The sequence below is a fragment of the Streptomyces sp. NPDC090045 genome, assembly GCF_044747975.1.
GTDB lineage: Bacteria > Actinomycetota > Actinomycetes > Streptomycetales > Streptomycetaceae > Streptomyces.
In genome coordinates this window covers 117,580-140,278 of record NZ_JBIVFA010000012.1, presented here as the reverse complement: position 1 = coordinate 140,278, position 22,699 = coordinate 117,580, and the positions used below count along the sequence as shown (strand labels likewise).

Genomic DNA, 22,699 nt, shown 5'->3' with positions numbered 1-22,699 from the left:
AGACGAGACGGCATGCCGCCGCCGGCGGCGGCCGGCCGCCGGGTGGTCCTGCGCGCGTCGTACGGCGTTTTCCCGACCGGCTCAGGCGGTCGGCTCGGGGGCCCTGTGAGCCGGTGTTGAGGATGCCGGTCCTGGCGACCGATAGGCGGAGGGCGAAACCTCATTGTGATCGAAGATCACTCAGCGCATTCTCTTCCCGTGGCACCGTTGCGCGCGTCTGGCTCCGGTGCCTCGGGTTTTCTTATGACACCGATCATTCAAGGAGTCGCACCATGGACGTCATGACTGCTGTCCTGACCCGTCGCAGTCGGCACTTACTGCACGAACCGGCCCCGTGTGATGCCGAGTTCGCCTATCTTCTCGGCGGCGCGGCGGCAGCGCCCGACCACGGGGGCATTCGGCCGTGGCGCTGGGTCCTGCTGCGGGGGGAGGACCGGGAAGCCCTTGGAGCATGCCTGGCGAGCGAGGCGGAGCCGGAGCAGCGGGACCGCATAGCCCGGAAGGCGTTGCGGGCACCTTTGATGGCGGCGCTGGTCTTCTGCCCCTCGGCGGAGCACAAGATCCCCGAGTGGGAGCAGATGGCCGCCGCGAGTTCCATGGCCTACGGACTGATGTTGCTGATGCACTCGCGCGGGTACGGCAGCATCTGGCGTACCGGTCGGCTGTGCGAAAGCCCCGGCGCCCGCGATCTGCTGGGTCTGGCACCGACGGAGCGGCTTCTGGGGTCCCTGGACATCGGCACTCCCGACGGCACGGAACCACCGGCCCGTCGGCGGATCGGGAACCTCGCCGACCGCATCTCCACCCTCGCCTCCCGGCCCGTGCCGGCGGCGACGTGAGGCCGGCAGGACATTGAGCCGCAACTGACGGCGCGATTTTCAAGGAACAGCGGAACGGCTGTCACCGGGCCCCTCCCGTCTCAGACGGGAGGGGCCCTTTGAACACGCAGACGTCCATGGACGGTGGGGGCACGGAGCCAGTTGAGCGGCCTGGTCGGAGCGGCTCAGGAACGCCGGCTCGACAACACGGCGTCCCGGGTCGGTCCGTCACCCGACGGGGCAGTGCCCGGACGGACGGGGCGCAGGGACGTCGCCGCCGGCAGCGCTCCCGGTCACCGTGACCGTGGCCGGGCCGGGCGCCCCGTGGTCCGTGGTCCTACGTGTTCCGGATCGCGTCGATCAGGCCGGCGACGAGGTGCGCCCGCTGGGCCATGGCATCGACCACCAGGTACTCGTGGTCGGCGTGCGCGCCACCGCCGACCGCTCCCAGGCCGTCGAGGGTCGGCACCCCGAGGGCGGCCGTGAAGTTGCCGTCGCTTCCTCCCCCGACCGCTGTGCCCTCGAGGCCGGGACACAGGGTCTGCGCCAGCGCGAAGAGGCCTGCCGAGGCGGACTCGGGCATCGGCGGCCGGCCGATGCCTCCCCGGACCGAGACCTCCGCCCCGTCGAGGTGCGGCGTCAGAGCCGCGAACGCGGACTCGATGCGCTCCTTCTCCTCCGTCGTCTCGACGCGCACGTCGACGACGACGCTCGCCTCGGCGGGCACGACGTTGTCCACGGTGCCCGCCGACGCGACGGTCGGGGTGACGGTCGTGCCGGCACCGGGGCGTCCGAGCGCCGCGATGTCCAGCACCTGGTGTGCGGCTTCGACCAGGGCGTTGACCCCGGCTTCGGGTTCGAGGCCCGCGTGGGACGCCCGCCCCCTGACCGTGACCTCGAACGTGCCGCAGCCCTTGCGGCCCGTCTTCACGGCCCCGTCCTCGGCCGCGCCTTCGAAGACGAGGACGGCGCCGCACGCGAGGGCCCGTTCCTCGATGAGGGCCCGCGAGGCGTGCGAGCCGACCTCTTCGTCGGAGGTCACCAGGATCTCGACGCCCGACCGGTCGTCGAGCAGCGCCACGCCGTGCACGGCCTGCACGATGCCGCCCAGCATGTCGAAGACCCCGGGGCCGGTGGCACGGCCGTTCTCGACCGTGAACGGCCGGCGTTCGAGGGAGCCGAGCGGGAACACCGTGTCGTGGTGCCCGAGGAGGAGCACCTTGGGCTCGCCGCCGCCGGACCAGCCGACGTGGGGCCCGGATGGGCTCTCGATGAGGGCGGCCTGCCCGCCGAGGTGCTTCTCGATGACGTCGGCGACGGCCTTGGCCGATGCCGTCAGGGCTTCCACGTCACGCGAGGGCGACTCGACTTCGACCAGGGTCCTCAGGTCTTCGATCATCGCGTCGACGTTCACGGGGCCTGGCGTGCGGGTGGTGGTGCGGGTGGTTGTCTTCACGGCGACCTCTCAGAAGCGCAGGTGGGCATGGGCCGCCCGGGCGGACTCGGCCGGCGCGGGGATCTCGATCACTTCCACCCCGGACTCGCGCATCAGGCGCGCACCCTGGCAGTCCGTCACGAAGACGTCCGGCTCGCGCCAGGCGATGACGCCCCGGCGGATGCCCGAGGCCGGCTCCCGGCCGTCGGCGTCGACGATCACGGCGCCGAAGGAGAAGGCGGTGGTCGACGGCGGGCACGCGTACGACAGTTCGACGGCGCGGCGCAGCCGGCCGACATCGGCGGCAGTGTACGGGGGAGGGGGCGTGGGGGTGGTCATCGGGCCGGCTCCACCGCGCGCGCCCAGGTCGTTCAGCAGGTCCCGAGGCCCAAAGTCGGTCCGGGCGTAATACGCGCACCGGCGCCGACTCCGATTGGTCAATTCGGGTGTCGATGTACAGGCGAAAGTCCGTACGATGCACCCATGACTACTGCGACTCCCCAGCATCTGCGGGTACTCAATGGTTCCTTTGTGGTCGAACGTGCGGAGGACGCGGCAATTGCCCTGGCCGGTCCCTGGATTTCTCTGGTCCGTGCTCCCGAAGGATTGACGGTGGTCCGGGAGCGGAGTTCCGGCGAGACCGTCGTGGACGGCGAGATATGGGCCGCTCTCTACAGCGGCGACACCGCGCACGGTCTCGACGTGCCGGGCATGCTCGCCATGCTGCTCTCGCCGCTCGCCGAGGGCGGGGTTCCCGTCTTCGTGGCCTCGACGTACAACGCCGACCTGATCCTGGTGCCCCGTGACCGGCTGGAGGACGCCGCCGGCGTCCTGCGCGCCACAGGGCACCGCGTCGACCTCTGACCCGACTGCCCGGCGCTCCCGAGCGCGTGCCGGAATATGGACGAGGCGCACGGATCGCGTTGCGCCCCTCTCATGGATTTGAAAGCGCGAAGGGCCGTCAGTCTCCACTGGCGCATTATCGACGGTCCGGTCGAAGACCCTGCCTCGGGCGCCTGGGCGTTTAGCCGAGAGTCGTGACGGATTGCAATGAATGGAATGACGTGATGCAGGAAATTTCCCCTCAGCCGGGAGAATAACTGCCGCTGCGCCCGGCGGACGGCGTGCTCGCAGCCGCCCCGCAGGTCCCGCTGGAACGGCGCCTCGACCAGCTCGCCGTCGTCGAGAACGGGGCGACCGGCGGTGGTCGGCCCACGCGCACGGGTGCTCCCCGCGCCCCCGACCGGCACCCCCGGTCCGGCTAGGCGCGTGAGTGGACGAGGGTGAAGACCGCGCCCTCCGGGTCCGCGACCGTGGCCTGGCGGCCGCGCAGGCCCTCGCGGGGCGGTTCGACGACGCGTCCGCCGAGTTCGGCGACCCGGGCCGTGGCCGCGTCGGTGTCCGCCACCTCGAAGTACGCCATCCAGTGCGGGCCGCGGTCGTGCGGCAGCGAGCGGCCCACGCCGTGCACCGCGGCCACGGGCCGGCCCTCCAGGTTGAGGGTCAGGTAGTCGAAGTCGTCGGTGGCCGCGCCGTGCGCCAGCGCCTCGTGGCCGAAGACGTGCTCGTAGAACTTGCCGACCGTCGAGGTGTCCTGGGTGACCAGCTCGTTCCAGACGGGGGTGCCCGGCCCGCCGGGCAGCCGGGTGCCCATGCGGCTCTGCGCCTGCCACAGCCCGAAGATCGCGCCGAGCGGGTCGGAGCAGATCGCCACCCGCCCCGCGATGCCCGCGTCCAGCGGGCCCACCGCGACCGTGCCGCCGCACGAACGCACCGATTCGGCGGTCGCGTCGGCGTCGTCCGTGGCGAGGTACGTCGTCCAGGCCACCGGAAGATGCCGGTCCGGCGGCATCTCGCCGATCCCAGCCACCTCCTGGCCGTCCAGCACGGCGCGCACGTACGGGCCGAGCTGCTCGGGGCCCGGTACGTACTCCCAGCCGAACAGATCGGCGTAGAAGTCCTCGGTGGTCCCGAGCCCGTGCACCATGAGGCTCACCCAGCACGGGGTACCGGGCGTGCGCCGCGTCGCTTCCGCTGCCTCGGACATGTCAGCCGTCTCCTCCGTCGTACCGCTTACCGGTGCTGATGCTTCCACTCCGGAGGACCCGGCGCGCCCCGACCGCGCCGCATCGGGGGGTCCTGGCGCGGAGTTGACCGGATCGGTGCGCCCCGCCGATGACGGGCTTGTTACGCCGGTTCCGGGTGGGGAGGAAGATGACCGGCATGACTGCGAAACATGCGATCCTCTCCGCCGCCGAACTGAGGAACGAGCTGGCGGGTTCCCGGCCGCCGGTGCTGCTGGACGTCCGCTGGCAGCTCGGCGGCCCCGACCAGCGGCCCGCCTACGAGGAAGGACACCTGGCCGGCGCGGTGTACGTCGACCTCGACCGAGAACTGGCAGGTCCGCCGGGGGCCGGCGGACGCCACCCGCTGCCGGACCCGGAGGCCTTCGGCGCGGTGATGCGCCGGGCCGGCGTCTCGGCGGACGCGCCCGTCGTTGTGTACGACGGCGGCCAGGGCTGGGCGGCCGCCCGGGCGTGGTGGCTGCTGCGCTGGACGGGTCACCCGAACGTGCGGGTGCTGGACGGCGGACTGGCCGCCTGGACGGCGGCAGGAGGTGGAGTGACGGCCGACCGGGTGACTCCCGAGGAAGGCGATTTCAAGCCAACTCCGGGTGCGGTCGGGCTGCTGGACGCGGACGCGGCGGCCGTACGGGCGCGCGAAGGGGTGCTCCTCGATGCCAGGGCGGGGGAGCGGTACCGCGGCGAGGTCGAGCCGATCGACCCGGTCGGCGGCCACATCCCGGGCGCGCTGTCGGCGCCGACCGCGGAGAACGTCGGGCCGGACGGGCGTTTCCTGCCCGCGCACGCCCTGCGCGCCCGGTTCGAGGGGCTCGGCGCGTCCGAGGGCGGCCCGGTGGGCGTGTACTGCGGCTCGGGGGTCTCCGGAGCCCACGAGGTCCTCGCCCTGGAGGTGGCGGGCATCGCGTCGGACCTCTACGCGGGCAGCTGGTCGGAGTGGTCCTCGGACCCGGCCCGGCCGGTGGCCACGGGCCCGGACCCCCAGTAGTCCTGACGGGGCCGGGTGCGTGTCGGGCCCGCAGGGCGCCGAACGGCATGCCGCCCGGCCCTCCGGCCCCTCGTCACGTAGGCGTCCGAGGAGCCGCCCCGGCGTGTGCCCGGCACCGGCGCAACCGGGCCCGCTCACCGGTTCCGCCGTACCGTTCCGCCCGCCGCTTCAGGCACCGGCGGCGGTGCTACTCCTGCTTCTTGCGGCGGGTGCCGAAGACGATCTCGTCCCAGCTCGGCACCGCCGCGCGCCGGCCGGGGCGGACCCCGTCGGCCTCGGCCTGGCGGTCGGTGGTGCCCGTCAGGCGGTCGCGGTGGCCCGCCACCGTGCGGGGCATCAGGACGTCCGCGTACGCGGAGCCCGCGCCCGCCGAGGCGGCCGGTGCCGGCGGCTCCTCCGCCTCCGGTTCCGTCGCCGGGGTTTCGGTGCGGTCGGGGACCACCATGTCGCCGCGGAAGCTCGGGACCGCCTCCAGCAGGCTCGTCAGGGTGTCCCGCTCCTCCTCCGGGTCCGGCGCAGGCCTGCTGTCCGGCCGCTCCAGCTGCCGGTCCAGGGCACGGTCCAGCGGCCGGTCGCGCGGCAGCCGCGCGATCCTCGGCACGAAGGGGAAGCTCGGCTCCGGCGTCGCCGGCAGGTCCTCCGACTCGCCGATCAGTGAACGGGCCTCGTCGTCCACGGCCACGACCAGCCGACGCGGCGGGTCGTAGGTCCAGCTCGCCGAGTGCGGCTCGCCCGCGACCCGGTAGACGAGGAGGACCTCCCAGGTGCCGTCGTCGCGGCGCCAGGAGTCCCACTGCACGGATTCCTTCTCGGCCCCGCGCAGGGTCAGCCGCTCCTGCACGGCCTCGCCGAGCTGCGGCCCGGTGTTCTCGCCGGGACGGCGCACGGGGGTCTTGCGGGCCCGCTCGGCCATGAACGCGCGCTCGGCGAGCACGGGGCCCTCGAAGCGGCGTACGCGGTCGACGGGGATGCCGGCGAGTTGAGCGACCTCCTCCGCGGAGGCACCGGCCCGTATGCGGGCCTGGATGTCGCGGGGGCGGAGGTGGCTCTCCACCTCGATCTCGATCTGGTTCAGGCGCGCACGGTCGTTGCGGACGGCAGCCCGCAGCCGCTCGTCGATCGGAAGCGTGTACTCCGTGCTGTCCCCAGCCTTGAGCACCAGTCGTGTGCCGTCATTTGAGACGGCCACGACACGCAGTTCGGGCATGGGGACCTCCCGGGTGGTGCCTGCCGACGTCACGTGCGTCGCTGCTTCCGCTAGTCGAGTGTGGCCTGCCCGGGTGCAGCCTGCCACAACCTTGCCGAGTTAAACCGGCGTGTCGGGCATGCGCCCTTGATCGCCGTTATGGCACGGTTACCTGTTGGGCACGCACAGTGACCGAACGGTTACTGTGCGCAGCAGGAGCCCGTGCAATACCGCGGCATCACCGGTCTTGAGTGCCGTTTTCCATCAGCCGGCCCCCTCTCCCGAGTCCGGACATCCGAAAGGAAGGACGGCCCCAGGGCTCGCCACAGTACTCCATTCGGGCCACCTGGGTGGACCGCCGCGCCGCCGAACTTCTCCCGGACGGTGGGAGTTGGGCTGCCCTCCGTCGGGTCCCACCTGCACCCGACGTCCGATTTCGGGTGTCTTGCTTCACATAATCACCAGAAACGGAACTATCTGCTTCGCTCAGCGGTCAGTAACTGCTGGAAGAGGAGAAGCGGGAGAGGCGGGACACACACGGGATGCCGACGGGTCAGAAGACGACGCAGGACGCCGGGAACGCACCGGAGAAGAAGAAGCTCGACCTGAGCGCGGCACAGGTCGCCGGCTCCTCCCTCGCCACCGTGGCGGCGGCCCTGCTCGCCTCGAAGATGGGCGTCTACGGGACCATCCTCGGCGCCGGTGTGGTCAGCGTCGTCGCCACCGCCGGCGGCCCCGTCATCCAGCACTTCTTCCGGCGTACCGGCGACCAGCTGCGCGAGAGCGCCCGGACCGGGACCCGCCGGGTGCCGCCGCCCCGCGAGGAGCGGGAGGCGGCCGGCGCCGTGACGGCGCCGCACGCGGCCGCGCTGGCCGGGGAGTTCGGCGAGGAGTTCGGCGAGGCCACCGTGCACGGCACCCGGGTACGGGGCTGGAAGCGCACCGCCGTGGCCTCCGGCGCCGCCTTCGTCCTCGCCATCGGAGGCCTCGGCACCTACGAGGCGATGGCCGGCACCTCCGTCAGCAGCGACGGCGGCACCCTCTTCTCCGGCGGCACCCGCAAGGCGGGCCAGGACCGGCCGTCGACGCCCCGGGACGAGCCGGCGGGCGGCGGGACGGGCGGGAGGACCCCCGGGTCCGGGACCTCCCCGGGCTCCCCGCAGCCGCCCGGGAGTCCGAGCCCGGGCACGAGCCGGGGTCCGAGCACCGGCCCGAGCCCCTCCGGCTCCGGGGAACCGACGCCAGGGCCCTCCCCCTCAAAGCAGGCGCCGACGCCGACACCCGCTCCGCCGACCCCGCCGCCGAGCCCCGACGCGTCGCCGCCGGCGGCGCGGCAGAGCCCTCCCTGACCCCGCGCGACGCCGGCCGGAGCTCAGGCGCCCAGGACCCGCCGCAGGTAGTCGTTGCCGAAGACCCGGTCCGGGTCGAGCCGGTCCCGCAGGGCGGTGAACTCGCCGAACCGCGGATAGACCTGCGCGAAGTACTCCGCGTCCCGCGTGTGCACCTTGCCCCAGTGCGGCCGGCCGCCGTGCGCGGTGAAGATGCGCTCGGCCGCGGTGAAGTAGGCCTGGTACGGGGTGCCCTTGTACATGTGCACCGCGATGTACGCCGTCTCGCGCCCCGAGGCCGTCGACAGCGCGATGTCGTCCGCCGGAGCCGTCCGCACCTCCACCGGGAAGCTGATCCGCAGCCGCGAGCGGTCGACCATCGCGCGCAGCTCCCGCAGCGCCTCGACCACCCGCTCGCGCGGGAGGGCGTACTCCATCTCCACGAACCGCACCCGGCGAGGGCTGGTGAACACCTTGTACGGGATGTCCGTGTACGTGCGCGCCGACAGGGCGCGGCTGGCCACGCGGGCGATGGAGGGGATGGTGGCGGGGGCCGCGCGGCCCACCGAGTTCACCACCTGGAAGAGGCCGTTGGAGAGCAGCTCGTCCTCGACCCAGGCGCTCACCGGTCCGGGCGGGGCGGCGGGGCCCTGGCTGCGGTTGTTCCGCTTGGTGTTGCAGTTGCCGGTGTGCGGGAACCAGTAGAACTCGAAGTGCTCGTTCTCCGCGAAGTGCTCCTCGAACTCCGCCGTCACCCGGTCGAAGCCCATGGGCTCCTCACGGGCGGTCAGGAAGAAGAGCGGCTCCACGGCGAAGGTGATCGCGGTGACGATGCCGAGCGCGCCGATGCCGATCCGGGCGGCCGCGAAGACCTCGGGATTCTCCTTCTCCGAGCACGTCAGCAGGCGGCCGTCGGCGGTCACCAGCTCCAGGCCGCGGATCTGGGCGGCGATGGAGGCCGAGTCGCGGCCGGTGCCGTGGGTGCCGGTGCTGGTCGCGCCGGAGACCGTCTGCTCCATGATGTCGCCCATGTTGGTCAGCGACAGGCCCTCCCGGGCCAGGGCCCGGTTCAGATCCTTCAGGACCGTGCCGGCCTCCACCGTGACGGTGCCGGCGGCCCGGTCGACGGCCCGGATCCCGGCCAGGGCCTGGGGGCGTACGAGCACCCCGTCGGTCGCGGCGGCCGCGGTGAAGGAGTGGCCGGTGCCGACGGCCTTCACCCGCAGTCCCTCTTCGGCGGCCCGGCGGACCGTCTCCTGGAGCTCGCCGACCGAGGCCGGCGTCACCACGCGGACCGGCGTGGCGGTGACGTTCCCCGCCCAGTTATGCCACGTGGTGGCCGGCCTGCTGTTCCCTGCTGTCCCCGCTGTCGCCGTCGCCATCGCTAGAGGGCTCCTCCCCTTGCGCCGGCCTCGTCAGCCGGCGGTATCCCGCGAACGCCACCGCCGCCGCGGCCACCCCCGCCGAGATGGAGACGACGTACCCGGTCCGCGCGCCGGCCGCGTCCACGACCCAGCCGGTCACGGAGGACCCGAGCGCGATGCCGACCGCGAGGCCGGTGCTGATCCAGGTCATGCCCTCGGTCAGCTTCGCGTGTGGTACGTGCGCCTCGATCAGGGCCATCGTGGTGATCATCGTGGGAGCGATGGCGAGGCCCGAGACGAAGAGCGCCACGGCCAGAATCGGAAGGTTCCCGGCCAGTAGGAGGGGGATCATACTCACGGCCATCGCACATACGCCCAGTACCCAACGGCGTTCTGTCCGGCCCTTGAGATGAAGAAGGCCGAAGACGATGCCGGCCAGACAGGATCCCAGCGCCCAGACGGCCAGGATGAAGCTCGCCGAGGACTTGCTGCCCTGCTCCTCCGCGAAGGCCAGGGTGGCCACGTCGATGGAGCCGAAGATCGCGCCGGTCGCCACGAACGTGGCCGTCAGCACCTGCAGGCCGGGCGAGCGCAGCGCAGAGGTGCGTTCCACGGTCTTGTCGCGCGGGTGCGGTGCGGGCTCGGTGGAGCTCTGGGCGGTGAGCAGCCACACGCCGACCATCAGGCAGACGGCGGCGATCAGCGGCCCGGCCTCCGGGAACCAGGTGGTGGACAGTCCGATGGCGAGGATCGGGCCGAAGATGAAGCAGACCTCGTCCACCACCGACTCGAAGGAGTACGCGGTGTGCAGCTCGCGCGGGGAGTCCCGGTAGATGACGGTCCAGCGGGCCCGGATCATCGAGCCGACGCTGGGCACGCAGCCGGCGATCGCGGCGCAGACGAAGAGCGTCCAGTCCGGCAGGCCGTACGCGGCCGCCAGCAGCAGTCCGGTGACCGCCGCCACGGAGATGAGGGTCGCGGGACGCAGGACGCGGCGCTGGCCGTACTGGTCCACGAGCCGGGAGACCTGGGGGCCGATGACCGCGGCGGCGAGCGCCAGTGTGCCGGTGAGCGCGCTGGCCATGGCGTAGCGACCCGTGATCTCGGAGATCATCGTGAGGATGCCCACGCCGACCATGGAGATCGGCAGCCGGCCTATGAGGCCGGCGGCGCTGAACCCCTTGGTGCCGGGGGCCGCGAATATGGCGCGATAGGGACTGGGCAAGGGCCCTCCGTAAGGGACGTCGTGGGCCCATACAGGTTACGACCGCTTACAGGGCACCCGCACGGGGAAGGTTCCGGATCCTGGAACTTAGGTTCACCTTACCCATGTCGCGGGGCAGGTCGTGGCCGGGCCGCTTCTCGGCGGAGGACGCCGGGTGGCAGGATTCGACGCATGTCAGACCAGCTCCTCCCGCCCGCCGGCGGGTCCGCCGCCCCGTACGACGCCCTCCTGCTGCTCTCCTTCGGAGGGCCCGAAGGGCCCGACGACGTCGTGCCGTTCCTGGAGAACGTCACCCGCGGGCGCGGCATCCCGCGCGAGCGGCTCAAAGAGGTCGGACAGCACTACTTCGGCTTCGGCGGGGTCAGCCCGATCAACGGGCAGAACCGCGAGCTGCTGGACGCGCTGCGCAAGGACTTCGCCGGGCACGGGCTGGACCTGCCGGTCTACTGGGGCAACCGGAACTGGGCCCCGTACCTGACCGACGTGATGCGGGAGATGGTCGCCGACGGACGCCGCCGGATCGCGGTGCTCGCGACCAGCGCGTACGCCTCGTACTCGGGCTGCCGGCAGTACCGCGAGAACCTCGCCGACGCGCTGGCCGTCCTGGCCGAGGAGGGCGTGGAGCTGCCGCGGGTCGACAAGCTGCGGCACTACTTCAACCACCCCGGCTTCGTGGAGCCCATGATCGACGGGGTGCTGGATTCGCTCGCCGCGCTGCCCGAGGAGGTGCGCGCCGGCGCGCACCTCGCCTTCACCACCCACTCCATCCCGACCGCGGCGGCGGACACCTCCGGCCCGGTCGAGGACCACACCGGGAACGGCGAGGGCGGGGCGTACGTCAAGCAGCACCTCGACGTCGCCCGGGTGATCGCGGACGAGGTGGCCGCGCGGACCGGAGTCGCCCGCTCCTGGCAGCTCGTCTACCAGTCCCGCAGCGGCGCCCCGCACATCCCGTGGCTGGAGCCGGACATCTGCGACCACCTGGAGGCCCTGCACGCCGGCGGCGCACCCGCCGTGGTCATGGTGCCGATCGGCTTCGTCTCCGACCACATGGAAGTCCTCTACGACCTCGACACCGAGGCCACGGCCAAGGCGGCCGAACTGGGCCTGCCCGTGGCGCGCTCCGCGACCGTCGGCGCCGATCCGCGGTTCGCCGGGGCCGTACGGGAGCTGGTGCTGGAGCGGGCCGCCAAGGAGCGCGGGGAGCCGGCCGCGGAGTGCTGGGTCGGCACGCTGGGCCAGAGTCATGATCTGTGCGCGGTGGGCTGCTGCCCGGCGCGGGGCCCCCGGCCGGCCGCCGCGGGCGTGGACAGTCCGTACGCGTAGGAAGTGGGACCGTGATCTCTGACGAGCTGAAGGCCGAACTGCTGGACGTGGGCCTGGAGGCCGCCCGGCAGGCCGGGGCCCTGCTGCGCGACGGCCGGCCGGCCGATCTCTCGGTGGCGGCGACGAAGACCAGCCCGATCGACGTGGTGACCGAGATGGACATCGCCGCCGAGAAGCTGATCACCGGCATCCTCGCCGAACGGCGGCCCGAGGACGGGCTGCTGGGCGAGGAGGGCGCAGACACCCCGGGGACGAGCGGCGTGCGCTGGGTCGTCGACCCGCTGGACGGCACCGTGAACTACCTCTACGGGCTCCCGAGCTGGGGCGTGTCCATCGCCGCCGAGTACGGGGGCGAGACCGTGGTGGGCGTCGTGGCGGCGCCGATGCGCGGGGAGACGTACCACGCGGTGCTCGGCGGCGGGGCCTGGCTGGGCACGGCGCGCCTCGCGTGCCGGCCGGCGGCGCCGCTGGACCAGGCGCTGCTCGCGACGGGCTTCGCGTACGTCCAGACCCGGCGCGCCCGCCAGGCCGAGATCGCGGCCAGGATCATCCCGCTGGTACGGGACATCCGCCGGGCCGGGTCGGCGGCACTGGACCTGTGCGACGTGGCCGCCGGGCGGCTGGACGGGTACTACGAGCGGGGGCTGAACCCCTGGGACCTGGCCGCCGGCGACCTGATCGCGCGGGAGGCCGGGGCCGTGACGGGCGGCCGGCCGGGGGAGCGGGCCTCGGGGGAGCTGGCGCTGGCCGCCACACCCGCCGTGTTCGCCTCCCTGCAGCCGCTGCTGGACGAGTCCGGGGCCTGGCACGACTGACCGCCTTCCGCACGCGTCCCGCGTCCTCTCCGGCCGCCGGAAGCACGCGAACCCCGGCCGCCCTTGGGGGCGGCCGGGGTTCGTGACGTGCGGGATCAGCCGGGGTCGGTGACGTGCCGGATCGGCAGGTCGGCCGGGGTCGGGTCGGGTCGGCGGGCCGGGGTCAGCAGGCGGGCACGGTGGCCGAGACGGGGACACCGTGCTCGGCGGCGAGCCGCTGGAGGTCTTCCAGCTCCGCCTGTTCCACTTCCGCGAGGAAGTCGTCGCCCGTCTCGCGGGCGTGCATGAGGTCCGACTGCGTGGACCTGATGCGCTGCAGGAGACCCGCGGTGAATGCGTCCATGATGGGTTCGCCCCCTCTTCGTGGGTCGGCGGCGGCACGTTGAAGTCCGCCGTCAGGGAGTGGATGGGGTGTGTTGACGTCCTCCCCGACACCCTGGGCCCAGAAACCTCTCGGAGCGAGGGAATCCTCACTTCCGCCCCGAGAGCCCCTCCATGAGCCGCCTTACAGCCGGTTTACGGCCGAAACGTGCAGGATGGACGACGCAATACACGTGTGCCCTTTTGGGCTCGGAGGAAGGAAACGACGTGCGCGTACTCGTCGTCGAGGACGAGCAGCTGCTCGCCGATGCGGTGGCCACCGGCCTGCGCCGGGAGGCCATGGCCGTGGACGTCGTGTACGACGGCGCCGCCGCCCTGGAGCGGGTCGGCGTGAACGACTACGACGTGGTCGTGCTGGACCGGGACCTCCCGCTCGTGCACGGCGACGACGTGTGCCGGAAGATCGTCGAGCTCGGCATGCCCACCCGCGTGCTCATGCTGACCGCCTCCGGTGACGTCAGCGACCGGGTGGAGGGCCTGGAGCTCGGCGCGGACGACTACCTGCCCAAGCCCTTCGCCTTCACCGAGCTGACCGCCCGCGTGCGGGCGCTCGGCCGGCGCACCACCGTGGCCCTGCCGCCCGTACTGGAGCGGGCCGGGATCAAGCTGGACCCGAACCGGCGCGAGGTGTTCCGGGAGGGCAAGGAGGTGCAGCTGGCCCCGAAGGAGTTCGCGGTGCTGGAGGTCCTCATGCGCAGCGAGGGGACCGTCGTCTCCGCCGAGCAGCTGCTGGAGAAGGCCTGGGACGAGAACACCGACCCGTTCACCAACGTCGTACGAGTGACCGTCATGACCCTGCGGCGCAAGCTGGGCGAGCCGCCGGTCATCGTCACCGTGCCCGGTTCCGGATACCGGATCTGACCCGCGTGGCAACCACCCCGGCGCCACCCGCGGCGCCACCGAAACCGACATGGGACCCCGGCCAGCCCGAGGGTCCCTTCCCGTGGCTGCGGCCGACCATCCGGATACGCCTCACCCTGCTCTACGGCGGGATGTTCCTGATCGCGGGCATCCTGCTGCTGTCGATCATCTACCTGCTGGCGGCGCAGGCCCTGCGGCAGGGCAACGCCCTGCCGTTCACGATCGTCGGCGGCCAGGTGAGGGTCACCAGCAGTTCCTGCCCGGGCCTGGTGGGCGAACTGACGCCCGACCAGTTCAACGTCGCGACGGGCCAGTGCCTCCTCGAACAGCGCAGGCACGCCCTGGACGACCTGCTGAGCCGGTCGCTGATGGCTCTCCTGGGGCTGAGCATCATCGCCTTCGCCTTCGGCTACGCGATGGCCGGCCGGGTCCTCTCGCCGCTCGGCAAGATCACCCGGACCGCCCGCCGGGTGGTCGGCTCCGACCTGACCCGGCGGATCGAGCTGGACGGGCCGGACGACGAGCTGAAGGAGCTCGCCGACACCTTCGACGAGATGCTGGACCGGCTGGAGCGGGCCTTCACGGCCCAGCAGCGGTTTGTCGCCAACGCCTCGCACGAGCTGCGGACCCCGCTCGCGATCAACCGGACCCTGCTGGAGGTCCACCTCTCCGATCCGGGGGCTCCGGTCGAGCTCCAGCAGCTCGGCAAGACCCTGCTCGCCACCAACGAGCGCAGCGAGCAGCTGGTCGAAGGCCTGCTGCTGCTGGCCCGCAGCGAGAACCAGATCGTCGAGCGCAAGCCCGTGGACCTGGCGGAGGTCGCCTCGCGCGCCGTCGACCAGGTGCGGGGCGAGGCCGAGGCGAAGGGCGTGGAGATCCGCGGCGAGCGCGCGCCGGCCGTCGTCCAGGGCAACGGCGTCCTGCTGGAGCGGATCGCCCTGAACCTGGTGCAGAACGCCGTCCGGTACAACGTGCCGGAGGACGGCTGGGTGGAGGTCACCACCGAGGCCGAGCACGGTCAGGCGGTCCTCCTGGTATCGAACACGGGTCCCGTTGTTCCCGCGTACGAGGTGGACAACCTCTTCGAGCCGTTCAGGCGGCTGCGTACGGAGCGAACGGGCAGTGACAAGGGTGTCGGACTCGGTCTGTCCATCGCGCGCTCCGTGGCGCGCGCACACGGCGGAAGGATCCAGGCGATGCCCCGGGAAGGCGGTGGCCTCGTGATGCGTGTCACTCTTCCTTTGTGAGCAGTACACCCCGTGTTCGCTGTTGGCTGAATCCTTGCCCTCTGAAGGCAATTGCCGCTGTGTGATCGATCACAGTGGCGAGTGTCGGTGCATGTGCGTTCAGTGACTCCGGGGCGGCCGGAAAGCCCGGGAAGTCCGGGTTTCCGGCCCCCCGTATGGCGGGAAATACACGGGGTGGCGTTTGTGCAAGACGGCCCCCGGACCGTGTACGGTCCCGGTCGTCATCCCAGCCAATCGCCCCTTCAGGTGGGCGGCTGGGTGTCGATTGAGTAACAGACCTTGATGTGAGGCAAAATCTCCGCCTCAGGTCGGGCACAAGTCCGGCCTCTCGTGCGTTACGTGCGCTGAGACACCGCTAACACCCAGAGGGGGAGAGCGAACAATGGCAACGGACTACGACACCCCGCGCAAGACCGACGACGACGTCGACAACGACAGCATTGAAGAGCTGAAGGCCCGACGTAACGAGAAGTCGTCCTCGTCCGTGGACATGGACGAATTCGACTCGGCCGAGAGCCTGGAGCTTCCCGGTGCGGACCTCTCCAATGAGGAGCTGGCCGTCCGGGTCCTGCCCAAGCAGGCCGATGAGTTCACCTGCATGAGCTGCTTCCTGGTGCACCACCGCAGCCAGCTGGCGCGTGAGAAGAACGGTCAGCCGATCTGTCGCGACTGCGACTGAGAGGCCTCGGCCGTGGCTGGCTCGACACCCTTTCGGAAGCGACGCTTCCGGAAGTCTGGTGATCCGGCGGAGGCGCAGGCGGCACCCCTGGACCCGGAAACGGGTTCCGGAGCCCCCGGCGACTCCGCCAGCGAAGTGATCGCCGTGCCCTCCGACACCGCCCCGGCGGTGCCGTCGGACACAGAGCCCGGTGAGGGGGCCCGGCACAGGTCCGGGGCCCGTCGGCTGCAAGCCGTCAAGAAGGGTGTACGCAAGGGCGGCGAAAGTGTCAGGGACGCCGTCCTGTACATCACCGAGAGAGTCATCGAGAACGCACCGCGCGTTCCGGTTCGGGACCTCGCGACCCTGCGCGCGCAGTTCCCGGGCCTCGGCCCCGATCAGCTTGCCGACAAGCTGATCTCGGGAGCCGCCAACGCCACCTCCACCGTGGGAGCGGGGATCGGCGCGGCGGCCATGCTGCCCGTCCCGCCCGCGATGCCCGCGGAGCTGGCGGCGGAGATCACCGGAGTCGCGGCGATCGAGCTGAAGCTCATCGCGGAACTCCACGAGGTGTACGGGCTCCGCGCGCCCGGCAGCCTCGCACAGCGCAGCTACGCCTACCTGACCGCCTGGACGGAGGAGCGCGGGGTCGACCTGACCAAGCCGACGACGCTGAACGCGGCGCTCGGCGGGCAGATGAAGCGCGAACTGCGCCAGCAGATCATGAAGCGGATGTTCCGCAGCCTGCCGAACCTCATGCCGTTCATGGTGGGCGCCGCCGTCGGCGCGGTCATGAACCGCCGCGACACGCTCAAAGTCGCCGAGAAGGTCCGTGGCGACCTGCGGAGCCGGTCCGTGCCGTGGGATGCCCTTCCCGCCCTGCCGCCCCTGGAGCAGCCCGTACAGCCCCTTCCCGAGGCCACCAGGGCCGCACTCGAGGGCCGGGATCCCTTCCCGCACGACTGAGGCCGGCCGCCGCCGCGAGCGCGCAGCCGCTATCCGGCCGGGACGGCCTGCGCCTTGGCCGCCCGGATCGCGGCGACCAGGGCCGCCGGCTCACGGGTGGAGACGTAGACGTAGGGGGTCGGGTCCGCCGGGTCGGTGATCTCGACGCGCACCGCGGTCGGCACGTAGCTGCGCATCAGCATGAAGGCGCGGGTGTCCGCCTTGTACGTGCGCCAGGCGCGCGACTCCTCCGCGTCCAGGACCTCGGGCTCGCCCAGCGCGGCCACCGGGATCCGGGCGTCCCCGACCGCCAGCGCCCCGTTCACCACGCGCACGCGCGCGGAGCCGTACGCGCTCACCAGCAGCCCGGTCAGCGCGGTGCCCCCGACCAGGCCGGCCAGCAGCGGCATCGTGCCCAGCGGCAGCAGCATCAGCGCGCACGCGAGGCCGGTCAGCACGGCGATGCCCCACCAGAAGCGGGGGGCGGTCAGTCGTTCGTCATGGTGCGCGGGGGAGAGCTGCATGAGCTCAAGCCTGCCACGAGGCGACCGGTGGGTAGCCGCGCGGGTAAGGTCTGCGGCTGTGAGTGGACGAAACACAGCGTTGACGCCTCCGGCCGATGCCGCCGCACCGGTCCGGCACCCCGATGCCCCGGCACCCGGCGAGCTCCTCGGTGCGCACTACGAGCACTGTTTCGGCTGCGGCGGGGGCCAGCCGCACGGACTCCACCTGGAGGCCCGCGCGGGCGAGGGCGTGCGCATCACCGCCGAGTTCACCGTCAAGCCCGCACACCAGGGCGCTCCGGGCCTCGCCCACGGCGGGGTGCTCGCCACCGCGCTCGACGAGACCCTGGGCTCCCTGAACTGGCTGCTGCGCGTCATCGCGGTGACGGGGCGGCTGGAGACCGACTTCGTACGGCCCGTGCCCGTCGACACCGTGCTGTACCTGGAGGCCGAGGTCACCGCCGTCGCCGGGCGCAAGATCTACTGCACCGCCGTCGGCCGGATAGGCGGTCCGCAGGGCCCGGTCGCCGTGCGCGCCGACGCCCTCTTCATCGAGGTGAAGGTCGACCACTTCATCGACAACGGACGGCCCGAGGAGATCCGGGCGGCGATGGCCGACCCGGACCAGGTCAGGCGCGCACGCGCCTTCGAGGTGAACCCCTGATGTCCCTGAACCACAACGGACCCCGCCATGCGGTCGACGTGCTGATCCGCCGCGTCGACCCGGAGGTCCCCCTTCCCGCGTACGGTCACCCCGGCGACGCCGGCTGCGACCTGGTGACGACCCAGGCCGCGGAGCTGGCTCCCGGCGAGCGGACCGTGCTGCCCACCGGAGTGTCCATCGCCCTGCCCGACGGGTACGCGGCGTTCGTGCACCCCAGGTCCGGCCTGGCCGCACGCTGCGGGCTCGCCCTCGTGAATGCCCCGGGGACGGTGGATGCCGGGTACCGTGGGGAGATCAAGGTGATCGTGGTCAATCTCGACCCTCGCGAGAGCGTCCGGTTCGAGCGTTTCGACCGCATTGCCCAGCTGGTTGTCCAGCGGGTCGAGAAGGTGCGCTTCCATGAGGTGGCGGAACTTCCCGGCTCGGCCCGGGCCGAGGGGGGTTTCGGCTCCACCGGCGGTCATGCGGCCGTGGCCGGATCCGGGGCTGGTCAGCAGGGTGGGAATGGCTACGCTTCGGTCGTAACCGACCGGGAAGGACAGTGACGTGTTCGGACGTCGCAAGAAGAACGACTCCGCCCAGGACGGCGGCGCGGCCGAGCAGGTCGTAGACGGCGTCGGCTCCGGTGAGCCGGACGACGCGGGCGAGCAGGACGGCGCCGCCACACCGCGCCGGGTGAACCTGCCTCCCGCCCCGCGGCCCGACGGCCCCTGGGACGTCTCCGAGGTACTCGGGAACCCGGCCGACGGCCGGGTCGACCTGGGCGGCATCCTCGTACCCGGTGTCGAGGGCATGGAACTGCGCGTCGAGGTCGCGGGTGACGCGATCGTGGCCGCGACCGTGGTCCTGGGCGACAGCGCCGTGCAGCTGCAGGCCTTCGCCGCGCCCAAGAAGGAAGGCATCTGGGGCGAGGTCCGCGAGGAGATCGCCGCGGGCATCACCCAGCAGGGCGGCATCATCGACGAGGCCCAGGGTTCGCTGGGCTGGGAGCTGCGCGCACAGGTGCCCGTACCGCTCCCGGACGGGCAGACCGGCGCACAGCTGGTCCGCTTCGTCGGCGTCGACGGCCCGCGCTGGTTCCTGCGCGGCGTCATCTCCGGCCAGGGCGCGGTGCGCCCCGAGTCGGCGGGCGTGCTGGAGCAGATCTTCCGGGACACCGTCGTCGTCCGCGGCGACGGCCCGATGGCCCCCCGCGACCCGATCGTCCTGAAGCTGCCGAACGACGCCCAGATGGTGCCGGACGGCGTGCAGACGGAGGAGCAGGAAGGCTCCCGCTTCGGCGGCGGCATGGGCCAGCTGGAGCGCGGCCCGGAGATCACCGAGGTCCGCTGACCCCGGACGGCCCCGCGCGCACAGGGGGCCGTCGCATGTTTTCGGCCGGTGGGCCCCACTCCTCCGGGGTGGGGCCCACCGGCTTCCGCACGCCCGGACGGCCCGTGCCCCGCCTCCGCTCCGCCCGGTTCCGGCCGCCCCGCGGGGGATCCGCGCGGGGCGTCAGAGATCCGTCAGGGATCTGCGCCCGGGTGGTCATCGGTGCGTGGACGGTGCGGACGTCCCCGAGAATGGGCGCATGGGACGCGGCAAGCTCAGGATCTATCTCGGCGCGGCACCCGGTGTGGGCAAGACCTACGCGATGCTCTCCGAGGGCCACCGCAGGGTGGAGCGGGGCGCGGATCTCGTAGTCGGCTTCGTCGAGCACCACGGGCGGCCGCGTACGGAGGTCATGCTGCACGGTCTCGAACAGGTGGAGCGCACGGCCCTCACGTACCGCGGAGCCTCCTTCACGGAGATGGACGTGGACGCGCTCCTCGCCCGCCGGCCCGCCATCGCGCTCGTGGACGAGCTCGCGCACACCAACGTGCCCGGCTCCCGCAACGCCAAGCGCTGGCAGGACGTCGAGGAGCTGCTGCGGGCCGGGATCGACGTCGTGTCCACCGTGAACATCCAGCACCTGGAGTCCCTGGGGGACGTGGTCGAGTCGATCACCGGGGTGCGGCAGCGGGAGACCGTGCCCGACGAGGTGGTCCGCCGGGCCGACCAGATCGAGCTGGTCGACATGTCCCCGCAGGCGCTGCGCCGGCGGATGGCCCACGGGAACATATACAAACCCGAGAAGGTTGACGCGGCCCTGTCCAACTACTTCCGGCCCGGCAACCTCACGGCCCTGCGCGAGCTCGCGCTGCTGTGGGTGGCCGACCGGGCGGACGAGTACCTCCAGCAGTACCGGGGCGAGCACGGCATCAGCTCGACCTGGCAGGCGCGGGAGCGGATCGTCGTCGGGCTGACCGGCGGGCCGGAGGGGCGCACGCTGATCCGGCGCGCCTCACGGATGGCGGCCAAGGGCTCGGGCAGCGAGATCCTGGCCGTCTACATCGCCCGCAGCGACGGGCTGACCGCGGCCTCGCCGAAGGAGCTCGCGGTCCAGCGGACGCTGGTCGAGGATCTTGGCGGAACGTTTCACCATGTGATCGGCGACGACATCCCGGACGCGCTGCTGGAATTCGCGCGCGGGGTCAACGCCACCCAGATCGTGCTCGGCTCCAGCCGCCGCCGCTCGTGGCAGTACGTCTTCGGCCCCGGCGTCGGCGCGAGCGTGGCCCGCGACTCGGGGCCCGACCTGGACGTCCACATCGTCACGCACGAGGAGGCCGCCAAGGGGCGCGGCCTGCCCGTGGTCCGCTCGGCGGCCCGGCTCGGACGGACCCGGATCCTCGCCGGCTGGGTGGTGGGCGTGGTCCTCCCGCCGCTGCTGTGCCTGCTGCTGACGCACGCCGCGTGGGACCCCGGGCTCGCCAACGACATGCTGCTCTTCCTGGCCCTGACGGTCGCGGCGGCGCTGCTCGGCGGCCTCTGGCCGGCCCTCGCCTCCGCCGCCGTCGGCTCGCTCCTGCTGAACTACTACTTCGCCCCGCCGCTGCACCGGTTCACCATCTCCGACTCCCGGAACATCGTCGCCATCGCCGTCTTCGTCGGGGTGGCCGTCTCCGTGGCGTCCGTGGTGGACCTCGCCGCGCGCCGCACCCACCAGGCGGCCCGGCTGCGCGCCGAGTCCGAGATCCTCTCCTTCCTGGCCGGCAGCGTGCTGCGCGGGGAGACCACGCTGGACGCGCTGCTGGAGCGGGTGCGCGAGACCTTCGCCATGGAGTCCGTGGCCCTCCTGGAGCGGGCGAGCGACGTGGAGCCCTGGAAGCCGGCCGGCAGCGTCGGCCCGAGCCCCGCGGACCGGCCCGAGGACGCCGATGTGGACATGCCCATCGGCGACCACATGGCGCTGGCCCTGTCCGGGCGGGTCCTGCCCGCCGAGGACCGCCGGGTGCTGGGCGCCTTCGCGGCCCAGGCGGCGGTGGTCCTGGACCGCCAGCGGCTGGTCGGAGAGGCGGAGGAGGCCCGCCGGCTGGCCGAGGGCAACCGGATCCGGACCGCGCTGCTGGCCGCCGTGAGCCATGACCTCCGTACGCCGCTGGCCTCCATCAAGGCGTCCGTGAGCTCCTTGCGCTCCGACGACGTGGAATGGTCCGAGGAGGACCGGGCCGAGCTCCTGGAGGGCATCGAGGACGGCGCCGACCGCCTCGACCACCTGGTGGGCAACCTGCTCGACATGTCCCGGCTGCAGACCGGGACCGTCACCCCGCTCATCCGGGAGATCTACCTCGACGAGGTGGTCCCGATGGCGCTGGGCGGCGTACCGGAGGACAGCGTGCTGCTGGACGTGCCCGAGACCCTGCCCATGGTGTCGGTGGACCCGGGGCTGCTGGAGCGGTCCGTGGCCAACGTCGTGGAGAACGCGGTCAAGTACAGCCCGCCGGGGAAACCGGTGCTGGTGGCCGCCAGCTGCCTCGGCGACCGCGTCGAGGTACGGGTCGTCGACCGCGGGCCGGGGGTGCCGGAGGAGGCCAGGGACCGCATCTTCGCCCCCTTCCAGCGGTACGGTGACGCCCCACGGGGGTCCGGCGTGGGCCTCGGGCTCGCGGTCGCCCGTGGCTTCGCCGAGGCCATGGACGGCACACTGGCGGCCGAGGACACCCCCGGCGGCGGACTGACCATGGTGCTCACCCTGCGCGCGGTGTCTCCCGGCCCGCCGCCGGAAGGACCGCCGGAACCCATGGAACACACGGAACGTGATCACAACAGTGATCGGATGACGCGACAGAAGGCAGGACCTCAATGACCCGGGTGCTCGTGGTGGAAGACGAGCCGCAGATCGTCCGAGCCCTTGTGATCAACCTGAAGGCACGCAAGTACGAGGTCGACGCCGCCGCCGACGGAGCCGGCGCACTGGAGCTCGCGGCGGCCCGTCACCCCGACGTGGTCGTCCTGGACCTCGGACTGCCCGACATGGACGGCATCGAGGTGATCAAGGGGCTGCGCGGCTGGACGCGGGTGCCGATCCTGGTCCTCTCCGCCCGCCACACCTCCGACGAGAAGGTCGAGGCGCTGGACGCGGGGGCCGACGACTACGTCACCAAGCCCTTCGGCATGGACGAGCTGCTGGCCCGGCTGCGCGCCGCCGTCCGCCGCGCCGAACCCGCGGCCGGCTCCGGCGAGGACGAGGTGATCGTGGAGACCGAGGGCTTCACGGTGGACCTGGCCGCGAAGAAGGCGGTGCGCGAGGGGCGCGACGTACGGCTGACGCCGACCGAGTGGCACCTGCTGGAGGTCCTGGTCCGCAACCGCGGCAAGCTGGTCAGCCAGAAGCAACTGCTCCAGGAGGTCTGGGGGCCCTCGTACGGCACCGAGACCAACTATCTGCGGGTCTACATGGCCCAACTGCGGCGCAAGCTGGAGGCGGACCCCTCGCACCCCCGGCACTTCATCACCGAACCGGGCATGGGCTACCGCTTCGAGAGGTAGTGGGGGCGCCGGTAGGCTTCCTT

Annotated in this window: 24 protein-coding genes; 16 read left to right on the top strand and 8 right to left on the bottom strand. The window is 72.2% G+C overall.

Annotation, left to right across the window (positions count from 1 at the left end; translation table 11 throughout):
- Positions 1-281: 281 nt before the first annotated feature.
- Positions 282-839: a nitroreductase family protein gene (locus ACIPYQ_RS28595; protein WP_401256547.1), complete on the top strand. Its 558-nt coding sequence runs from the start codon at positions 282-284 to the stop codon at positions 837-839.
- A gap of 316 nt (positions 840-1,155) precedes the next feature.
- Here the strand turns inward: ACIPYQ_RS28595 and ACIPYQ_RS28590 are convergent, their stop codons facing one another.
- Together ACIPYQ_RS28590 and ACIPYQ_RS28585 are read right to left on the bottom strand one after the other, a co-directional pair.
- Entirely contained in the window at positions 1,156-2,217 is a 1,062-nt protein-coding gene (locus ACIPYQ_RS28590) for a M20 family metallopeptidase (RefSeq protein ID WP_401256700.1), read from the bottom strand.
- 66 nt (positions 2,218-2,283) lie between these two features.
- A complete protein-coding gene (locus tag ACIPYQ_RS28585) occupies positions 2,284-2,592 on the bottom strand; it encodes a hypothetical protein (protein ID WP_401256545.1) in 309 nt (102 codons plus the stop codon).
- A gap of 273 nt (positions 2,593-2,865) precedes the next feature.
- Here ACIPYQ_RS28585 and ACIPYQ_RS28580 point away from each other — a divergent pair, with 273 nt between their 5' ends.
- On the top strand, positions 2,866-3,117 hold the full coding sequence (locus ACIPYQ_RS28580; protein WP_401256543.1) for an ACT domain-containing protein: 252 nt from the start codon (positions 2,866-2,868) through the stop codon (positions 3,115-3,117).
- Between the two features lie 260 nt (positions 3,118-3,377).
- Positions 3,378-3,518 carry a hypothetical protein gene (locus ACIPYQ_RS28575; RefSeq protein ID WP_401256541.1) on the top strand — a complete coding sequence of 47 codons (141 nt, stop codon included), beginning with the start codon at positions 3,378-3,380 and terminating at the stop codon, positions 3,516-3,518.
- Here ACIPYQ_RS28575 and ACIPYQ_RS28570 read toward each other — a convergent pair.
- Positions 3,515-4,300, bottom strand: coding sequence for a VOC family protein (locus ACIPYQ_RS28570; RefSeq protein WP_361762422.1), 786 nt, complete (start codon positions 4,298-4,300; stop codon positions 3,515-3,517). The two genes, ACIPYQ_RS28575 and ACIPYQ_RS28570, sit on opposite strands and share 4 nt — an antisense overlap.
- A 176-nt stretch (positions 4,301-4,476) precedes the next feature.
- On the opposite strand from ACIPYQ_RS28570, the gene ACIPYQ_RS28565 reads away from it, so the two are divergent.
- Positions 4,477-5,322 carry a sulfurtransferase gene (locus ACIPYQ_RS28565; RefSeq protein WP_401256538.1) on the top strand — a complete coding sequence of 282 codons (846 nt, stop codon included), beginning with the start codon at positions 4,477-4,479 and terminating at the stop codon, positions 5,320-5,322.
- Between the two features lie 187 nt (positions 5,323-5,509).
- On the opposite strand, the gene sepH is transcribed toward ACIPYQ_RS28565, so the two are convergent.
- Positions 5,510-6,529 (bottom strand): septation protein SepH, encoded by a 1,020-nt coding sequence (gene sepH, locus ACIPYQ_RS28560; RefSeq protein WP_401256536.1) that lies wholly within the window; start codon positions 6,527-6,529, stop codon positions 5,510-5,512.
- 521 nt (positions 6,530-7,050) lie between these two features.
- Here sepH and ACIPYQ_RS28555 point away from each other — a divergent pair.
- The gene (locus ACIPYQ_RS28555) at positions 7,051-7,857 is read left to right on the top strand and encodes a hypothetical protein (RefSeq protein WP_401256534.1); all 807 of its coding nucleotides are present in this window, start codon (positions 7,051-7,053) and stop codon (positions 7,855-7,857) included.
- Between the two features lie 23 nt (positions 7,858-7,880).
- Here ACIPYQ_RS28555 and ACIPYQ_RS28550 read toward each other — a convergent pair whose 3' ends face one another.
- On the bottom strand, positions 7,881-9,218 hold the full coding sequence (locus tag ACIPYQ_RS28550; protein WP_401256532.1) for a D-arabinono-1,4-lactone oxidase: 1,338 nt from the start codon (positions 9,216-9,218) through the stop codon (positions 7,881-7,883).
- The gene (locus ACIPYQ_RS28545; RefSeq protein WP_361762407.1) at positions 9,160-10,425 is read right to left on the bottom strand and encodes an MFS transporter; all 1,266 of its coding nucleotides are present in this window, start codon (positions 10,423-10,425) and stop codon (positions 9,160-9,162) included. Before ACIPYQ_RS28545 ends, ACIPYQ_RS28550 begins: the two co-directional genes overlap by 59 nt.
- A gap of 171 nt (positions 10,426-10,596) precedes the next feature.
- On the opposite strand from ACIPYQ_RS28545, the gene ACIPYQ_RS28540 reads away from it, so the two are divergent.
- Positions 10,597-11,751 carry a ferrochelatase gene (locus ACIPYQ_RS28540; protein WP_401256530.1) on the top strand — a complete coding sequence of 385 codons (1,155 nt, stop codon included), beginning with the start codon at positions 10,597-10,599 and terminating at the stop codon, positions 11,749-11,751.
- A gap of 11 nt (positions 11,752-11,762) precedes the next feature.
- Positions 11,763-12,566 carry an inositol monophosphatase family protein gene (locus tag ACIPYQ_RS28535; protein ID WP_401256528.1) on the top strand — a complete coding sequence of 268 codons (804 nt, stop codon included), beginning with the start codon at positions 11,763-11,765 and terminating at the stop codon, positions 12,564-12,566.
- A gap of 163 nt (positions 12,567-12,729) precedes the next feature.
- On the opposite strand, the gene ACIPYQ_RS28530 is transcribed toward ACIPYQ_RS28535, so the two are convergent.
- On the bottom strand, positions 12,730-12,909 hold the full coding sequence (locus ACIPYQ_RS28530) for a hypothetical protein (protein WP_319728675.1): 180 nt from the start codon (positions 12,907-12,909) through the stop codon (positions 12,730-12,732).
- Positions 12,910-13,154: 245 nt separating this feature from the next.
- On the opposite strand from ACIPYQ_RS28530, the gene ACIPYQ_RS28525 reads away from it, so the two are divergent.
- The 4 genes from ACIPYQ_RS28525 to ACIPYQ_RS28510 all read left to right on the top strand — a co-directional run bounded on the left by ACIPYQ_RS28525 (position 13,155) and on the right by ACIPYQ_RS28510 (position 16,679).
- Positions 13,155-13,808: a response regulator transcription factor gene (locus ACIPYQ_RS28525; protein WP_030008767.1), complete on the top strand. Its 654-nt coding sequence runs from the start codon at positions 13,155-13,157 to the stop codon at positions 13,806-13,808.
- 5 nt (positions 13,809-13,813) lie between these two features.
- Entirely contained in the window at positions 13,814-15,055 is a 1,242-nt protein-coding gene (locus ACIPYQ_RS28520; protein ID WP_361770650.1) for a HAMP domain-containing sensor histidine kinase, read from the top strand.
- 382 nt (positions 15,056-15,437) lie between these two features.
- On the top strand, positions 15,438-15,734 hold the full coding sequence (locus ACIPYQ_RS28515; RefSeq protein ID WP_030036261.1) for a DUF4193 domain-containing protein: 297 nt from the start codon (positions 15,438-15,440) through the stop codon (positions 15,732-15,734).
- A 12-nt stretch (positions 15,735-15,746) separates the two neighbouring features.
- Positions 15,747-16,679 (top strand): hypothetical protein, encoded by a 933-nt coding sequence (locus ACIPYQ_RS28510; RefSeq protein WP_401256525.1) that lies wholly within the window; start codon positions 15,747-15,749, stop codon positions 16,677-16,679.
- A 29-nt stretch (positions 16,680-16,708) separates the two neighbouring features.
- Here ACIPYQ_RS28510 and ACIPYQ_RS28505 read toward each other — a convergent pair whose 3' ends face one another.
- Positions 16,709-17,182 (bottom strand): DUF3093 domain-containing protein, encoded by a 474-nt coding sequence (locus tag ACIPYQ_RS28505; protein ID WP_361770646.1) that lies wholly within the window; start codon positions 17,180-17,182, stop codon positions 16,709-16,711.
- Positions 17,183-17,240: 58 nt separating this feature from the next.
- On the opposite strand from ACIPYQ_RS28505, the gene ACIPYQ_RS28500 reads away from it, so the two are divergent.
- From ACIPYQ_RS28500 to ACIPYQ_RS28480, 5 genes are all read left to right on the top strand, one after another.
- Complete coding sequence (locus ACIPYQ_RS28500) at positions 17,241-17,825, top strand: PaaI family thioesterase (protein WP_401256522.1); 585 nt, start codon at positions 17,241-17,243, stop codon at positions 17,823-17,825.
- Positions 17,825-18,370, top strand: coding sequence for a dUTP diphosphatase (dut, locus tag ACIPYQ_RS28495; protein WP_361770642.1), 546 nt, complete (start codon positions 17,825-17,827; stop codon positions 18,368-18,370). Before ACIPYQ_RS28500 ends, dut begins: the two co-directional genes overlap by 1 nt.
- A 1-nt stretch (position 18,371) precedes the next feature.
- A complete protein-coding gene (locus ACIPYQ_RS28490) occupies positions 18,372-19,157 on the top strand; it encodes a DUF3710 domain-containing protein (protein WP_361770640.1) in 786 nt (261 codons plus the stop codon).
- A 238-nt stretch (positions 19,158-19,395) separates the two neighbouring features.
- Positions 19,396-21,993: an ATP-binding protein gene (locus ACIPYQ_RS28485; RefSeq protein WP_401256520.1), complete on the top strand. Its 2,598-nt coding sequence runs from the start codon at positions 19,396-19,398 to the stop codon at positions 21,991-21,993.
- Entirely contained in the window at positions 21,990-22,676 is a 687-nt protein-coding gene (locus ACIPYQ_RS28480) for a response regulator (protein ID WP_361770636.1), read from the top strand. Before ACIPYQ_RS28485 ends, ACIPYQ_RS28480 begins: the two co-directional genes overlap by 4 nt.
- The last annotated feature ends 23 nt before the right edge of the window (positions 22,677-22,699 follow it).

Coding starts and splice junctions, on each gene's coding strand:
- ACIPYQ_RS28595 (WP_401256547.1), top strand. CDS start 282: ATGACTGCTGTCCTGACCCGTCGCAGTCGGCACTTACTGCACGAACCG.
- ACIPYQ_RS28590 (WP_401256700.1), bottom strand. CDS start 2,217: ATGATCGAAGACCTGAGGACCCTGGTCGAAGTCGAGTCGCCCTCGCGT.
- ACIPYQ_RS28585 (WP_401256545.1), bottom strand. CDS start 2,592: ATGACCACCCCCACGCCCCCTCCCCCGTACACTGCCGCCGATGTCGGC.
- ACIPYQ_RS28570 (WP_361762422.1), bottom strand. CDS start 4,300: ATGTCCGAGGCAGCGGAAGCGACGCGGCGCACGCCCGGTACCCCGTGC.
- ACIPYQ_RS28565 (WP_401256538.1), top strand. CDS start 4,477: ATGACTGCGAAACATGCGATCCTCTCCGCCGCCGAACTGAGGAACGAG.
- sepH (WP_401256536.1), bottom strand. CDS start 6,529: ATGCCCGAACTGCGTGTCGTGGCCGTCTCAAATGACGGCACACGACTG.
- ACIPYQ_RS28555 (WP_401256534.1), top strand. CDS start 7,051: ATGCCGACGGGTCAGAAGACGACGCAGGACGCCGGGAACGCACCGGAG.
- ACIPYQ_RS28550 (WP_401256532.1), bottom strand. CDS start 9,218: ATGGCGACGGCGACAGCGGGGACAGCAGGGAACAGCAGGCCGGCCACC.
- ACIPYQ_RS28540 (WP_401256530.1), top strand. CDS start 10,597: ATGTCAGACCAGCTCCTCCCGCCCGCCGGCGGGTCCGCCGCCCCGTAC.
- ACIPYQ_RS28530 (WP_319728675.1), bottom strand. CDS start 12,909: ATGGACGCATTCACCGCGGGTCTCCTGCAGCGCATCAGGTCCACGCAG.
- ACIPYQ_RS28515 (WP_030036261.1), top strand. CDS start 15,438: ATGGCAACGGACTACGACACCCCGCGCAAGACCGACGACGACGTCGAC.
- ACIPYQ_RS28505 (WP_361770646.1), bottom strand. CDS start 17,182: ATGCAGCTCTCCCCCGCGCACCATGACGAACGACTGACCGCCCCCCGC.
- dut (WP_361770642.1), top strand. CDS start 17,825: ATGTCCCTGAACCACAACGGACCCCGCCATGCGGTCGACGTGCTGATC.
- ACIPYQ_RS28485 (WP_401256520.1), top strand. CDS start 19,396: ATGGGACGCGGCAAGCTCAGGATCTATCTCGGCGCGGCACCCGGTGTG.
- ACIPYQ_RS28480 (WP_361770636.1), top strand. CDS start 21,990: ATGACCCGGGTGCTCGTGGTGGAAGACGAGCCGCAGATCGTCCGAGCC.